Below are 14049 nucleotides of genomic sequence, written 5' to 3' on the forward strand. Positions count from 1 at the left end.
CCAGATGACGGAAGGATCATGTGACCAACGTGCCTGAGACAAGCGAGCACACCCTCAAGGCTGCGGGCTGCGACTTTCGAGTTCGCGTCTACCCGGCCGACCGCCCGAACGGTGCCGTCCTCGTCTGGCTGCACGGCGGCGCATTCATGTTCGGCACGATCGATATGCCGGAAGCCGATGAAGTCGCCTGTCGCCTCAGCGGCGACGGCGTCACCGTCGTCTCGGTGGACTACACCCTTGCCCCGCTCGACGCGCTCGACGATTTTCCGCCGCCCGCTCTGGGCGACGGTGGGCCATCCCCCGACGTGATCGCCGCCGAGCTGGCGGCCGCCGGTCCCCGCGCCCCGTTCCCGACGGCATCTCTGCAGGCGGTGGCGGCTGTTTCATGGGCGCGGCAGAACGCGGCCCGCTGGGGTGGTGATCCCGCAAGAATCTCGATCGGCGGCGCGAGCGCGGGAGGCAACCTCGCTGCGAGCGCCGCGGTCCGGATCCGAGACGACGGCGCGTTCAACAACCCGGCCTCTCTGCTGCTCATCTATCCGCTCTTGCACCACGAGATCCCCGAACCGGACGACGAGTTGAGGGGACTCCTCGACGCGCTTCCGCAGCACGCGGCGATGCCGCCGGAGGTGGGCCAGGCGATAGCCCGGGGATATCTCGGGGGCGCCTCACCGCATGACATATATGCCTTCCCCGGCGGACACGACATGCGCGGCATGCCACGGACTCTCATCGTCAACGCCGAGCAGGACGCGTTGCGCGCCTCCGGTGAGGCATTCGCCGCCGACCTCGCGCGAAGCTCGGTCGATGTCACGGTCGTCAGAGAGCCTGGAACCCAGCACGGATATCTCAACGTCGTCGGCCACCCCGGCGCCGAGCGGACTTTTGCTCGCATGCGATGGGTGCTGAGCTCGGATTGAGCCTCAGTGCAGCGTCGGGTTGACCACGGGTGACAGCGCCAGGGCGGTCTCGCGGAACCGCGGCACCATCGGGTTCACGGTGTCGCTCAGGCTGCACAGCATGATGGTGGCCGGCGCGATGTCGTCGATGCGCACGTAGCGCAACTCGTCGCGGCGATAGTGGTGGCTGGCCGACTCGCCCGCGATGTTGACACCCGCGCCCGCGGCGACCAGCTCGAGCAGGCCCTCGACGCTGTCGGCGGTCGGGCCGCGCCGCGGCCGCGAGCCGTCGGGCCGCGGGTCGACGATCCACCAATCGACGATCTCGGGGGCACCGCCCCCGGCGGCCACGAACACCTCGTCGGCCGTCTCGAGAATCGACACCGACTCACGCTCGGCGAACCGATGCCCGGTCGGCACGACGAGGACCCGGGGCTCACGCCACAGCTCCTCGACCCGCACCCGCGGCGGCAGCCGCATCGGCGACGGGGCGAACACGACGTCGACGCGCCCCGACTCCAGCTCGCCGGCCACGTCGAAGAACCCCAGCCGGCGCATCTCGACGCGGGCGGTCGGCACGAGCTGCAGCGTGCTGGCGATCGCGGCGGTCGTCAGCGTGCCGGCGCCCGCGGCGACCACCCCCACGCGCAGCATCGGGGCATCGCGATCGCGCTGTACCCCGCGAGCCCAGGCGAGCACCTGATCGTGGTCGTCCTGCAGGCGGCGCGCCAGCGGCAGCAGCTCGCGGCCGGCGGCGGTGAGTTCGACCTTGCGGGGGCTGCGATCCAGCAGCTTCACCCCGATCTGCTGCTCGAGGCGGCTGATCTGCTGGCTCAGCGAGGGCGGCGTGATGTTGAGGCGCTCGGCGGCCCGGCCGAAGTGCAGCTCTTCGGCGAGCACACAGAAGTACCGCATGACGTGGATCGGGATATCCATGTGGGCATCTTAGCCCCAGGCTAATGCTGCGTAGGAAAGGCGAACTTCCCCCATCGCCGCATTCGCTTGAGACTTGATGCATCCGTAGCGATCGATCGGAATGAGCCGACCGTTCCCTCTGCCTAACGATCCCCCCAAGGATTCTCCCGCAGGGAGCCGCTATCAGCACTGCTTTACATGGAGGTAAGCAATGACCATCTTCGCCATCGATGACACCGACAAGGCTCCCTTCGCCGGCATCCTTCCCGCCGCGCCCAAGCCGTTCGTTCTCGGCAACGGCGAGGGCGAGAAGTCGCTGGTGTTCGACCAGCTGTTCACGATCCTGCTGTCGGCCGACGAGACGGAAGACCAGTTCGGCGCCTTCACGATGCAGGGCAACCGGGGCGACCGCATCCCGGCCCACACCCACCTGAAGACCCACGAGATCTTCTATGTCGTCGACGGCGAGATCACGGTGTGGATGGACGACACCGCCGACTACCACAGCAAGACCACCCTCACCACGGGCGACTTCGCGTACGTGCCGGCTGGAACGGTACATGCCTTCCAGATCCACAACTCGTCGAAGGTCTTCGGCTGCGGCACCGCCGGGTTCGAGCGGTTCTTCCACGCCATGGGGCAGAAGAGCGACCTGACGGAACCGGCCGGTATCTACGTGCCCGACTTCGAGGTCATGCGCGCCGCGGGTGAGAAGTACGCCACGGTGTTCCAGCCCGACTTCCAGTTCCGCGATTGAATCGTGTCGCCCAGTTCGCCGCCGCACGATGCGGGCCGAGATGATGACAACATGACCGAAGACACCGCTGTCCTCCCCACCGCATTCGTCCCGCCGACGCACGACACCCTGAGCGATCTTGCCCCCGCTGTCGCCCGAGCCGACGGTGAGAGCGTCGTGACCGGCATCGAGTACGCCAAGATCCTGGGGTACCGACCGCTGCGCATGGATCTGCACCTGCCCGCCGACGACGGACCGCACCCGGTTGCCGTGTACCTTCACGGTGGCGGGTGGCGCATCGGTTCGCGCCGCGAGAACTGGGTCGCCGCGCCGCTGTGGCGTGCGCTGCTCGACGCCGGCATCGCCGTGGCCTCGGTGGAGTACCGGCTCAGCCGCGAGGCGACCTTCCCCGCCTGTGTCAACGACGTGTCGGCCGCGGTGCGCTGGCTGGCGACCTACGGCGATGAGCTCGGCTTGCGGTCTGACGCGATCGGCGTGATCGGCGAGTCGGCGGGCGGACACCTCGCCGCCTTCCTCGCCATGAACAGTTCGGACGAGCGGATCACCGGCACCGACGGCGTGCCGACGGCGAGCTCGCGCGTCCGCGCCGCGGTCGGGTGGTACACCCCGACTGACTTCGCGCGAATGGATGAGCAGCGCACGGTACCGGGGGCGGGGACGCACGGTCACCCCGACTCTGCCGAGTCGTGGCTGGTGGGCGAGGACGTGGCGATCGAATCGGATGCCGTACGGTTCGCCGGCCCGATCGCGCACGTCTCCGCCGACGCGGCGCCCTTGCTGCTCGTCCACGGGACCGACGACCGGGCGGTGCCGACCGCGCAGAGCGTCACCCTCGCCGCGGCGGTCGAGCAAGTCGGCGCGCGCGTCGAGCTCGAGATCATCCCCGGCGCCGACCATATTTTCGAGGGCGTCGACCGGGCGCCGATCATCAAGCGCTCGGTGCAGTTCCTCGCCCGCGAGCTGACCTGAAGCCCCCGACCCGCCAGACTCAAGGAAGAGCATGACCGAAACCGCCGCCATCCCCGCCTTCACCGAGATCGCCGACCACGAGTGGCCGCCGCCGCCGTACATCCGGCCCGTCGGCGCCGAGCGACCGGCACCGCCGACGGGCGCCCACGCCTTCGAGGGTCTGACCTACTCGATGATCCCGGGGTACCGCCCGCTGCTGCTCGACGTTCACGTGCCCCAGGGTGTCGTTCGGCCCCCGGTGGTGCTGTGGGTTCACGGTGGTGCGTGGCTCATGGGCGATCGCCGGCTGCCTCCCGTGATGTGGCCGGTCGGCGCACTGTTCCAGAAGATCGTCGACGCCGGCTACGCCGTGGCCACCTTGGACTACCGGCACTCGAAAGAGGCGCCGTTCCCGGCCCAGCTGCACGACGCCAAAGCGGCGCTGCGCTACCTGCGCCGGTTCGCCGATGATCTCGGCATCGATGCCGGTCGCATCGTGGTGTGGGGCGAATCGGCGGGTGCGCATCTGGCGGCGCTGGTCGGCCTCACCGGCGGGCAGGTCGAATGGGACGGCGATGAAGGCGTCGGCACCGGTGACACGTCGGTGACCGCAGTCGTCGACTGGTACGGGGTCCACGACGCCGAGCTGCTGGAACTGCGGGCGCTGCCGGTCGATCCCGCCCTCGTCCCGCCCTCGCATGCCGCGACGCTCAGCCGCGAGCCGCTGCACATCCTCACCGATGGGTCGCCGCTCGGCGCCGATGCACTGCGGCTGTGCTCACCGGTCTCGCACGTGCGCGCCGACGCACCGCCGTTCCTGCTGATGCACGGCGAGCAGGACGCCCTCGTGCCGATCGCACAGAGCGAGGTGTTCTTCGACGCCCTGACGATTGTCGGCGCCGATGTCGAGCTGCGTCGCGTCGCCGGCGCCGATCACGTGTTCCTCGGTGCCGACCCGCTACCCCTGATGGACGAAGCGATCGACTGGATCGCCACGCAGCTGAGCGGGGCCCGATGACCGCGCACTTCATCGCCGCCGATGACGATTTCGGCGGTGCGCCGCTGCTGCGCGGCGAGGTCACCCTCGAACCGGGCCACGGCGCCGTCACCCGAGCCACTCTGAAGCTCAGCGCTCTCGGCGTCGTCGAGGCGTGGATCGGCGGGGAGCCGGCATCCGCGGACCTGCTGACGCCGGGCTGGTCGAGCTACGAATGGCGTGTCCGCTTCCGCGAGCACGACGTGACGGCGCTGGTGGCTGACACGACCGTGATCGGACTCGCGCTGGGCAACGGGTGGTTCCGCGGCCGGCTCGGCTGGGACGGCGACCGGGCGCTGTACGGTGACGAGCTCGCCGGGTTCGCCGAGCTGCGCGTCACGTTCGCGGATGGGTACGAGCAGGTGTTCGGGACGGATGCCGGCTGGCGCAGCGGCCCGTCGGCCACCACCGCCAACGATCTCTACGACGGGCAGTCGATCGACGCCCGGCGCCGCGACGACGCGTGGCTGCAGCCGGGCTTCGCGGGAAGCGACTGGACGGGCGTCCACATGGTCGACGGCTGGACCGACCGCCTCGAGCCGCACATCGGCCCGCCGGTGCGGCGGCACGAGGACGTCGCGCCGGTGCGCGTCTGGCAGTCGCCCGCGGGCAGGACGCTGGTCGATTTCGGCCAGAACCTGGTCGGCTGGGTGCGGGTGCGCGTGCGTGGCGAGCGCGGCACGGTCGTGACGCTGCGGCACGCCGAGGTGCTCGAGCACGACGAGCTCGGCACCCGGCCGCTGCGCAGCGCCGCGGCGACCGACCGGTTCACCCTCAGCGGCGGCGACGACGTGTTCGAGCCGACGCTGACCTTCCACGGGTTCCGGTATGTCGAGGTCGATGGGTGGCCCGGCGACGCCGACGCCCTGGCATCCGCTCTCATCGCCGTCGTCGTGACGAGCGACCTGCGCCGCACCGGCCACCTCGAGACGTCGGACGAGCAGCTCAACCAGCTGCATCGCAACACGATCTGGGGCATGCGCGGCAACTTCGTCGACGTGCCCACCGACTGCCCGCAGCGTGACGAACGGCTCGGCTGGACCGGTGACCTGTCGGCCTTCGCGCCTACGGCCGCGTATCTCTATGACGTGCGGGACTTCCTGCGCGACTGGCTTCGCGATCTCGCACTCGAGCAGCAGCACGCCGGAGGTGTCGTGCCGATCGTGGTGCCCGACGCGGTCAAGTACTTCACCATGCCCGAGGGCATGCCCAAGCCCGGGCCCACTGCGGTCTGGGGTGACGCGGCGGTCTGGGTGCCGTGGGCGCTGTGGACCGCCTACGGCGACCGCACGGTACTCGCCGAGCAGTTGGACTCGATGGCGGCGCACGCGCGCAGCATCGGCGGCATGCTGGCGCCCAGCGGGGTGTGGGACAGCGGGTTCCAGTTCGGCGACTGGCTCGACCCCGATGCCCCGCCGGACAACCCCGGCAAGTCCAAGGCCGACCCGCACGTGGTCGCCACGATCTGCGCGTATCGCACCGCCACGATCGTCGCCGAGGCGGCGGAGGTGCTGGGGGAGGATGCCGGGGAGTTCCGCGCCCTCGCCGCCCGGCTGCGCGCCGGGTTCGAAGCCGAGTATCTCGACGACGGCGTCATCCGCAGCGATGCGACCACGGTCTACACGCTCGCGATCGTGTTCGGCATTCTGGGCGAGCGTGACCGGGCGGCCGCCGGACGGCGCCTGGCCGAGCTCGTCGCCGCCACCGGCTATCGTGTGAGCACCGGTTTCGCCGGGACCCCGTTCATCCTCGACGCGCTGGCCGCCACCGGCCACCACGGCGACGCCTACCGGCTGCTGCTGCAGACGGAGTGCCCGTCGTGGCTGTACCCGATCACGATGGGGGCGACCACAATCTGGGAGCGCTGGGACTCGATGCTGCCCGACGGGTCGATCAACCCCGGCGAGATGACCTCGTTCAATCACTACGCGCTCGGCGCCGTCGCCGATTGGATGCACCGTCGCATCGGCGGCATCGCGCCGCTCGAACCCGGCTACCGGCGCATCCTCATCGCGCCGCAGCCCGGCGGCGGGCTCACCTGGGCGCGCGCGAGTCTCGACACCGGATTCGGCACGGTCGCCGTGCACTGGGAGCTCGACGGCGCCGACCTGCGCGCGGAAGTCTCGGTGCCGGCCGGCACCGAGGCCGTGCTGCGGCTGCCCGGCCGCGACGACGAGGTGGTGAGCGCCGGCATCCACACCCGCTGATCCCTACTCGCGGAGCTTCGAACCTCCGGCGAGCGGCGGTGCGCCCGACTCAGCGGCGCAGCCTCGCGAGGAAGTCACCCCACAGCAGGCGCATGTCGACCGACTCGACGATCGCCGAGCGGCTGAGGTCTGTGGGCGGCTCGAGCACGGCGACGGATGCCAGGGCGCTGTCGCCGAGGGTGAGTGCGCCGCGCAGATCGACGAACGGCGGCACATCCAGCAACAGGTCGGCAAGCGCCCGGCCGAGCGGGGACGCCGCCGCGAGGTCGCCGGTGATCTCAGCGAGCGAGACCCTCATTCGTTCATATGTCTCGCGCGGAACGGAGTGGACCGGGATGCCGGAGCCGAGCACCTCCTCCGCCGCATCGGCGTCGGTGTCGCGGTTGTATTCAGCGCCCGCGGCGCTGCCGCCGATCCACACGAGCATCGCGCGCTCGCCGAGCGTCGGGGCGGCCTCGAGGGCGGCGGCGACGTTCGTCAGCGGGCCGCCGCACAGGATGCCGACCGGCACCGCCGCGGCGCCGGCGACCGCCTCGACGATCGCGCGGGACGCGGCTGAAGCACGTGCGCCCGGGGCGAACGACTCCGGCCCCGCCACGACCTCGACGGTCGCCCCGACCTGGGCGACCAGCCGGCGGGCTGCGTCCGCGCCGCGCGCGGCCGAGGTCGCCGGGTCGATGCCCGCCAGCTGCGCGAGCGCCGGATCGACCCCGGTCGTGGTCACCAGGGCGATGTCGAGCTCGTCGCTCAGCAGCAGATGCGCCAGCGCGACGAGCCCGTCGGGGTCGCCGGCGAAGTCGTTGTCGACGATGACCTGCCGGCGACCCATGCGACTCAGCCTGCCGAGGTGAAGCGGGTGGTCAGCGTGCCGATGCCCTCAATCTCGCTGACCAGCACATCGTCCGGCCCGATGAACCGCGGCGGGGTGCGGCGGTTGCCGATACCCGACGGGGTGCCCGAGAAGATGATGTCGCCGGGCAGCAGCGGGCACACGGCCGACAGCCGCACGAGCAGCTCGGGCACGTCGTAGAGCATCATCGAGGTGCGCGACGACTGCATGCCCTCGCCCGACAGCGCGCACGAGATCGCGAGGTCGTCGCGGTCGGCGAACTCGTCGGGCGTGACCAGCCACGGGCCGGTCGGCCCGAAGCCGAGGAACGACTTGCCCAGGCTGAACTGCGGCGCCGAGCCCTGCAGCTGCGTGATGCGCTCCGACAGGTCCTGCCCGATCGTGAGCCCGGCCACGTGCGACCAGGCGTCTTCACGGGTGACGCGGTGCGCGCGGGTGCCGATGACGACGACCAGTTCGACCTCCCAGTCGACGTGACCCTCGGGCAGTGCGACGACGGCATCCGGCCCGACGATCGACGACGGGAACTTCGTGAAGGTGACCGGCATCGCATCCGGCGGGTAGCCGGCCTCGGCGGCGTGCTCGGCGTAGTTCAGGCCGATCGCGAACACCTGCCGCGGGGCCGGCACGGGCGCGCCGAGCTCGGCCTCATCGAACGGGGCGGATGCCGCGGATCCGGCATCCGTCGCCCACGACACGAACCCGGGCCAATCCTCGAACAGCGCCTGCGGGTCGGGGCCGAAGTGGCCGTCCGACGCGGCGGCGACATCGGTCGCGCGGTCCCCGTCGATGAGGACCGCGCGACCGTGCAGGTTGCCGAGCTTCACCAGTCGACCCGCTGCGGAGCCGGCTCGCCGTACCGGTCTTCCCACGAGATGACGGTGTTGCGGAGCGTGCCGATGCCGGTGATCTCGGCCTCGATCTTGTCGCCCGGCTTCAGGTAGAAGTCGAACGGGTCGGGCTGCACGGCCGCGACGCCCGAGATGGTGCCGGTGGTGATGATGTCGCCCGCGCTGTAGATCTGCGGCGAATGGTAGGCGACCAGATGCGGGAACTTGATGCGGGTCTGGTTGGTGTTGCCCTGCTGGCGCACCTCGCCGTTGACGCGCAGCTGCATGGGCAGCTCGTGCATGTCGGGCACCTCGTCGCGGGTGACGATCCAGGGGCCGATCGGGCAGAAGGTGTCGATGCCCTTGCTGAACGAGAACACGCCCGACTCCATCTCCTTGCGCTGGATGTCGCGCGCGGTGATGTCGTTGAACACCGTGAAGCCGGCGATGTAGTCATCGGCCTCGTCGGGGCCGAAGAACTTGCCCGACTTGCCGATGATGATGCCGAGCTCGAGTTCGTAGTCCAGCTCCTTCGTGAGGCCCTCGGGGTAGACGATGTCGTCGTCGGGGCCGATGATCGCGTCGACGTTCTGGAAGAACACGATGCCCTTGTGCACCGGGTGCGACCAGTCCACGGCGGTCAGCTCGTTGTGGTGGTCGGCGAAGTTGCCCGCGGTGTGGAAGAACTTCTTGGGGCGGATCGGCGCCTCGAGCTTCACGTCGGCGTAGTTCAGGCGCTCGCCGCTCTCGCGCACGTCGCCGCCGCGCTCGAAGTACTCACGGGTCGAGGGTACGTCGAGTTCGATGACGACGCCCTCTTCGAGCTCGAGGCGACCGACCCGGCCGCCGTCGAAGGTGATGAGCTTCATGGGTGTCTCTTTCTGTTGAATCGGATGCCGGAGCTGAGCCTGTCGAAGGACTCAGGCACCGACCATGTTGAATCCGCCGTCGGCGAGCATGTAGCCGCCGGTCAGGTGCGCGGCTTCGTCGGTCGCGAGCCAGAGGCACGTGCCGGCGACGAACTCGGGCGGCGGGATGACGCCCATCGGGGTCTGCGAGATCAGCACCTCGCGGCGACCGCTCTTCCAGTCCTCGCGCTGCAGCAGCCGCTCGGTCTCCATGAAGCCGGGGGCGAAGGTGTTCACCCGCACGGCGGGGGCGAACGCTTTGGCGTACGACTTCGTGATGCCGAGGATGCCGTACTTCGCGGCCGCGTACTGCGGGGCACGGGGTGAGCCGCGGACGATCACGGTCGAGCCGACGTTGACGATCGAGCCGTGTCCCTGCTCGAGCATCCGCTCGCCGAACTCGTGCGTCATCAGCAGCGTGCCCTTGACGTCGACGTCGATGACCGCGTCGAGCGCCTCCTGGGTGAGTTCCCGCCACGACATCTGCTCGCTCGAGACGTCGCCGACGTTGTTGACGAGTACGTCGAGGGTGCCGAACTCGGCGAACACGGCATCGGCCATCGCCTTGATCTGGTCCCACTTCGAGATGTCGGCCTGCACGATGATGCCGTCGCTGCCAGCCTTGCGCACACGCTCGAGCGTCTTCTCGGCGCCCGCCTTCGAGCTGTTGTAGTGGACGGCGACCTTCGCGCCCTCCTGCGCGGCACGCGCCGCGATCTCGGCGCCGAAGCCGGTGCCGGCGCCGGTCACGAGTACCGTCTTCCCGGCGAACCGGGGATAGATCTGCGTCATCGTCGATCTTCCTTTCTCTGTCAGACCAGTGTGCGCCCGCCGTCGATGTACATCACGTGTCCCGTGACGAACCCGGCGTGGACGGAGGAGAGGAACAGGGCGGGGCCGGTGACCTCGTCCGGCGTGCCGAGGCGGCCCGCGGGCACCAGGCCCTCGAGCGACGCGCGCTTGCCGGGCTTGGCGAGCTCGCCCGAGGTGAGGGGCGTCTCGATGTAGCCCGGCGCGAGGGCGTTGACGGTGACGCCGGACTCGGCCCACTCCCGGGCCATGACGCGCAGCAGCTGGTTGATGCCGCCCTTCGAGGCGGCGTACGGCCCGTGCGAGTGATGGGCGAGCAGTCCCGAGACGCTCGAGAGGGCGAGGATGCGGCCATGGCCCTGCGCGACCATGTGGCGGCCCGCGGCCTGCGCGAGCCCGAAGACCGTGAACAGGTTGACCTGCATGACCTTCTCCCACTCGTCCTCCGTGAACTCGAGGATCGGGCGGCGGTCGTTCATGCCCACGGCGTGCAGGAGCACTTCGAGGCCCCCGAGGGTCTGGATCACCTCGGTGACGACGTGCTCGCCGGCGCCATGCGCGGTGAGGTCTGCTTCGAGGAGGGTGAAGGTGACGTCCGGGTGGGTGGTGGCGAGGGCATCGAGAGCCCTGCGGTCGTGGTCGACGACCGCGACGTGTGCGCCGGCCCGTGCATAGGCGGCGGCGCATGCGCCCCCGATTCCGCCGGCTCCGGCGACGAGGACACGTGCCCCCGAGAGTCCGAGCCAGTCATCGGTGCGGGTCTGTGGCGCTTCATGGGGCACTGCGGTAGTCTCCAATGACTTTGCTGATCTTTCAGCTAGTAAAAAGTGATTTCGTTCACTGAAGAGTAGCGCGAGGAGTTGCCGGGGTCAATCCGACCACGGCCGGAAGGGCGGATGATGGGTCGGATCAGTCACTTGGTGCCGGGCGAGTTGAGCGCGGAGCAGCAGCACCTCTACACGCAGATCGCCGGCGGGCCGCGGGCCCAGGGGCCGCAGCACTTTGCGTTGACCCGCCCTGACGGGTCGCTCACCGGCCCGTTCAACGTCATGCTCCACGCTCCCGGAGTCGGGGAGGCGGTCCAGGCGCTCGGTGCCGCCATCCGCTTCGGCTCGTCGCTGAGTGATCGCGTGCGCGAACTGGCCATTCTCGTCGTCGCGGTCCACGCCGGGTGCCGGTACGAGTGGGATGCGCATGCCGCGATCGGCCGGGCGATCGGCCTGACCGAGCATGAGCTGTCGGCGCTCGCCGCCGGCACCGTTCCGCGCGGACTCGCGGCCGACGAGCGTGAAGCCGTCGAGTTCGCCCGAGCCGCAGCGCGGGGTGACGCGGCGCCGTCGGCGTCACATCTCGACGCGCGGACGCAGGTGGAGCTGTGCACGCTCGTCGGCTACTACGCCCTGCTCGCCCAGTACCTGCGCGTGTTCGACGCCGACGAAGCAGCGGTGATACCGGCCGGGCGCGGTACCCCGGTGCCGTAGAACTCGACAAGCGGTGTGTTGGCAGGTTACGGTGAACCCGTGCTTCTGACCTGTCGCTGTTGTCGCTAAGCGCTCACGCGCGCCTCCGACGACCCCGACAGCCGGCATCCGCCTGATCTCTTCAGGCATGGATGCCATCAACCCAGGACACCTCTCATGCGCTACGCAGACCACATCGCCTACTTGGTCGGAAACACCCCGCTCGTCCGGCTAGGCCACGTCACCGACGGCATCGCCGCCACGGTGCTCGCGAAGGTCGAGTACTTCAACCCCGGCAGCTCGGCCAAGGATCGCATCGCCCGCAACATCATCGAGGCGGCCGAGCGCGACGGCCTCCTAGAGCCTGGTGGCACGATCGTCGAGCCGACCAGCGGCAACACCGGCGTCGGCCTCGCCCTGATCGCCCTGCAGCGCGGCTACCGGATGATCTTCGTCGTCCCCGACAAGTTCGCCGGCGAGAAGGTCGCCGTGCTCAAGGCCTACGGCGCCGAGGTCGTCATGACACCGACGAGCGTGCCGCCCGAGCATCCCGACTCGTACTACAGCGTCTCCGACCGGCTCGCCCGCGAGATCCCCGGCGCGTTCAAGCCCAACCAGTTCGCGAATCTCAACGGCCCCCGCGGCCACTACGAGACGACCGGCCCGGAGATCTGGCGCGACACCGACGGCCAGGTCACTCATTTCGTCGCGGGAATCGGCACCGGCGGCACGATCAGCGGCACCGGCAGATTCCTCAAGGAGGCCTCGGCCGGTGAGGTCACCGTCATCGGCGCCGACCCGGAGGGCTCCATCTACTCGGGCGGTCCCATCCACGGCTACCTCGTCGAGGGCGTCGGCGAGGACTTCATGCCCGACACCTTCGACCCGAAGGTCGTCGACGGCTACGAGCGAGTCGACGACGCCGAATCGTTCGCGATGACCCGGCGCCTCGCCCGCGAAGAGGGGCTGCTCGTCGGCGGCTCCAGCGGCATGGCGGTCGTGGCCGCGTTGCGCGTCGCCCGAGAGCTGCCGAAGGATGCCGTGGTCGTCGTGCTCCTGCCCGATCACGGCCGCGGCTATCTCAGCAAGCTGTACGACGACGAGTGGCTCGAGAAGAACGGGTTCGAGACGGCTCCGGCTGCCGGTGCGGTCGCCGCGCAGGCGTCATCGGGTTCGTCGGCATCATTCGGGCTCGGCTGAGCTCCGGCATCCATTCATCTCTTCTCGATTCGCACACCAAGGAGCACCATGACCACCGACGCCGCACGCGGTTTCGCCAGCCTCGCCGTCCACGCCGGGCAGGACTTCGACCCGACGACCGGAGCGGTCATCCCGCCCGTGCACTTCTCGACCACGTACGCGCAGGACGGGATCGGCGGACTGCGAAACGGCTACGAGTACGGCCGCAGCGGCAACCCGACCCGCACGGCGCTGCAGACCCAGCTCGCCGCGATCGAGGGCGGCGCGCATGCGCTCTCGTTCGCGTCGGGCCTGGCTGCCGAAGATGCGCTGCTGCGGGCGCTGCTCAAGCCCGGTGACGAGGTGCTGCTCGGCAACGACGTATATGGCGGCACCTATCGCCTGCTCGCCCGCGTGCTCGCGCCGTGGGGAGTCGGGCTGCGGGTCGTCGACATGAGCGACCTCGACGAGGTGCGAGCCGCAGTCGCCGAGCGCGCCCCGCGCATCGTGTGGGTCGAGACGCCGTCGAACCCGCTGCTGCGCATCACCGACATCGCCGGCCTCGCCGCGATCGGGCATGAGGTCGGCGCACTCGTCGTCGTCGACAACACCTTCGCGACGCCCGCGCTGCAGCGGCCGCTCGCGCTCGGCGCCGATGTCGTGGTGCACTCGACGACCAAGTACCTCGGCGGGCACTCCGACGTCGTCGGCGGTGCGCTCGTGCTGGGCGACGACGCGCTCGCCGAGCAGATCGGCTTCCTGCAGTTCGCGGTCGGCGCGGTGTCGGGGCCGCTGGATGCATGGCTGACCACGCGCGGCATCAAGACCCTCGCCGTGCGGATGCAGCGGCACAGTGAGAACGCCCTCGCCGTGGCTTCGCTGCTCGAGGGCTCGTCGCGCGTCGCACGCGTCTACTACCCGGGCCTTGAGTCACACCCCGGCCACGCGCTCGCCGCCCGGCAGATGTCGGGCTTCGGCGGGATCGTGTCGGTCGCGCTCGAGTCGGGCGAGGCCGCGCGCCGCTTCGCGGAGTCGACCCAGCTGTTCCAGCTGGCCGAGTCGCTCGGCGGGGTCGAGTCGCTGGTCAACTACCCCGACGCGATGACCCACGCATCGGTGCGCGGCACCGACGCCGCGGTGCCGGTCGAGGTCGTCCGGCTGTCGGTGGGCATCGAGTCCGTCGACGACCTCCTTGCCGACGTGGAGCAGGCCCTGACTCGTTGAGTGTCGCGTCGAGTGCGCGTGTGTTG

At 69.9% G+C, this 14049-nt stretch carries 14 protein-coding genes; 8 read left to right on the forward strand and 6 right to left on the reverse strand.

Translation table 11 applies throughout. The features are described from left to right. Nucleotides 1-20: 20 nt before the first annotated feature. Nucleotides 21-920: an alpha/beta hydrolase gene (locus BKA10_RS16065; protein ID WP_248199153.1), complete on the forward strand. Its 900-nt coding sequence runs from the start codon at nt 21-23 to the stop codon at nt 918-920. A gap of 3 nt (nt 921-923) precedes the next feature. Here the strand turns inward: BKA10_RS16065 and BKA10_RS16070 are convergent, their stop codons facing one another. Continuing rightward, a complete protein-coding gene (locus BKA10_RS16070) occupies nt 924-1835 on the reverse strand; it encodes a LysR family transcriptional regulator (protein WP_183500893.1) in 912 nt (303 codons plus the stop codon). Nucleotides 1836-2025: 190 nt separating this feature from the next. On the opposite strand from BKA10_RS16070, the gene BKA10_RS16075 reads away from it, so the two are divergent. The 4 genes from BKA10_RS16075 to BKA10_RS16090 are packed head-to-tail and all read left to right on the forward strand — an operon-like array spanning nt 2026 to nt 6762. Next, nucleotides 2026-2571, forward strand: coding sequence for a quercetin 2,3-dioxygenase (locus tag BKA10_RS16075; RefSeq protein ID WP_183500894.1), 546 nt, complete (start codon nt 2026-2028; stop codon nt 2569-2571). A gap of 51 nt (nt 2572-2622) precedes the next feature. Then, nucleotides 2623-3540 (forward strand): alpha/beta hydrolase, encoded by a 918-nt coding sequence (locus tag BKA10_RS16080; protein WP_183500895.1) that lies wholly within the window; start codon nt 2623-2625, stop codon nt 3538-3540. Nucleotides 3541-3571: 31 nt separating this feature from the next. Beyond that, complete coding sequence (locus BKA10_RS16085) at nt 3572-4537, forward strand: alpha/beta hydrolase (protein ID WP_206686715.1); 966 nt, start codon at nt 3572-3574, stop codon at nt 4535-4537. Next, a complete protein-coding gene (locus tag BKA10_RS16090) occupies nt 4534-6762 on the forward strand; it encodes an alpha-L-rhamnosidase (RefSeq protein ID WP_183500896.1) in 2229 nt (742 codons plus the stop codon). The genes BKA10_RS16085 and BKA10_RS16090 overlap by 4 nt, the downstream gene beginning before the upstream one ends. A gap of 49 nt (nt 6763-6811) precedes the next feature. Here BKA10_RS16090 and BKA10_RS16095 read toward each other — a convergent pair whose 3' ends face one another. From BKA10_RS16095 to BKA10_RS16115, 5 genes are read right to left on the reverse strand one after another with little or no spacing between them, the layout of a single operon-like run. Further along, entirely contained in the window at nt 6812-7591 is a 780-nt protein-coding gene (locus BKA10_RS16095) for a nucleoside hydrolase (protein WP_183500897.1), read from the reverse strand. 5 nt (nt 7592-7596) lie between these two features. Then, a complete protein-coding gene (locus tag BKA10_RS16100; protein ID WP_183500898.1) occupies nt 7597-8439 on the reverse strand; it encodes a fumarylacetoacetate hydrolase family protein in 843 nt (280 codons plus the stop codon). After that, the gene (locus BKA10_RS16105; protein WP_183500899.1) at nt 8436-9311 is read right to left on the reverse strand and encodes a fumarylacetoacetate hydrolase family protein; all 876 of its coding nucleotides are present in this window, start codon (nt 9309-9311) and stop codon (nt 8436-8438) included. The genes BKA10_RS16100 and BKA10_RS16105 overlap by 4 nt, the downstream gene beginning before the upstream one ends. Nucleotides 9312-9362: 51 nt before the next feature. After that, entirely contained in the window at nt 9363-10142 is a 780-nt protein-coding gene (locus BKA10_RS16110) for an SDR family NAD(P)-dependent oxidoreductase (RefSeq protein ID WP_183500900.1), read from the reverse strand. Between the two features lie 20 nt (nt 10143-10162). Further along, nucleotides 10163-10942 (reverse strand): SDR family oxidoreductase, encoded by a 780-nt coding sequence (locus tag BKA10_RS16115; protein WP_183500901.1) that lies wholly within the window; start codon nt 10940-10942, stop codon nt 10163-10165. A gap of 117 nt (nt 10943-11059) precedes the next feature. Between BKA10_RS16115 and BKA10_RS16120 the strand changes: the two genes are divergently transcribed. From BKA10_RS16120 to BKA10_RS16130, 3 genes are all read left to right on the forward strand, one after another. Beyond that, nucleotides 11060-11641, forward strand: coding sequence for a carboxymuconolactone decarboxylase family protein (locus tag BKA10_RS16120; protein ID WP_241740020.1), 582 nt, complete (start codon nt 11060-11062; stop codon nt 11639-11641). Nucleotides 11642-11797: 156 nt separating this feature from the next. Then, nucleotides 11798-12820 (forward strand): pyridoxal-phosphate dependent enzyme, encoded by a 1023-nt coding sequence (locus BKA10_RS16125; RefSeq protein WP_183500903.1) that lies wholly within the window; start codon nt 11798-11800, stop codon nt 12818-12820. A gap of 48 nt (nt 12821-12868) precedes the next feature. Then, entirely contained in the window at nt 12869-14023 is a 1155-nt protein-coding gene (locus BKA10_RS16130) for a cystathionine gamma-synthase (protein ID WP_183500904.1), read from the forward strand. The last annotated feature ends 26 nt before the right edge of the window (nt 14024-14049 follow it).

This window comes from Microbacterium invictum, assembly GCF_014197265.1.
Classification (GTDB): Bacteria; Actinomycetota; Actinomycetes; order Actinomycetales; family Microbacteriaceae; genus Microbacterium; species Microbacterium invictum.

Bases quoted from the DNA above. Each gene is read 5' to 3' on its own strand.
- BKA10_RS16070 (WP_183500893.1), bottom strand. From the start codon at position 1,835: ATGGATATCCCGATCCACGTCATGCGGTACTTCTGTGTGCTCGCCGAA.
- BKA10_RS16075 (WP_183500894.1), top strand. From the start codon at position 2,026: ATGACCATCTTCGCCATCGATGACACCGACAAGGCTCCCTTCGCCGGC.
- BKA10_RS16080 (WP_183500895.1), top strand. From the start codon at position 2,623: ATGACCGAAGACACCGCTGTCCTCCCCACCGCATTCGTCCCGCCGACG.
- BKA10_RS16085 (WP_206686715.1), top strand. From the start codon at position 3,572: ATGACCGAAACCGCCGCCATCCCCGCCTTCACCGAGATCGCCGACCAC.
- BKA10_RS16090 (WP_183500896.1), top strand. From the start codon at position 4,534: ATGACCGCGCACTTCATCGCCGCCGATGACGATTTCGGCGGTGCGCCG.
- BKA10_RS16095 (WP_183500897.1), bottom strand. From the start codon at position 7,591: ATGGGTCGCCGGCAGGTCATCGTCGACAACGACTTCGCCGGCGACCCC.
- BKA10_RS16105 (WP_183500899.1), bottom strand. From the start codon at position 9,311: ATGAAGCTCATCACCTTCGACGGCGGCCGGGTCGGTCGCCTCGAGCTC.
- BKA10_RS16110 (WP_183500900.1), bottom strand. From the start codon at position 10,142: ATGACGCAGATCTATCCCCGGTTCGCCGGGAAGACGGTACTCGTGACC.
- BKA10_RS16120 (WP_241740020.1), top strand. From the start codon at position 11,060: ATGGGTCGGATCAGTCACTTGGTGCCGGGCGAGTTGAGCGCGGAGCAG.
- BKA10_RS16125 (WP_183500903.1), top strand. From the start codon at position 11,798: ATGCGCTACGCAGACCACATCGCCTACTTGGTCGGAAACACCCCGCTC.
- BKA10_RS16130 (WP_183500904.1), top strand. From the start codon at position 12,869: ATGACCACCGACGCCGCACGCGGTTTCGCCAGCCTCGCCGTCCACGCC.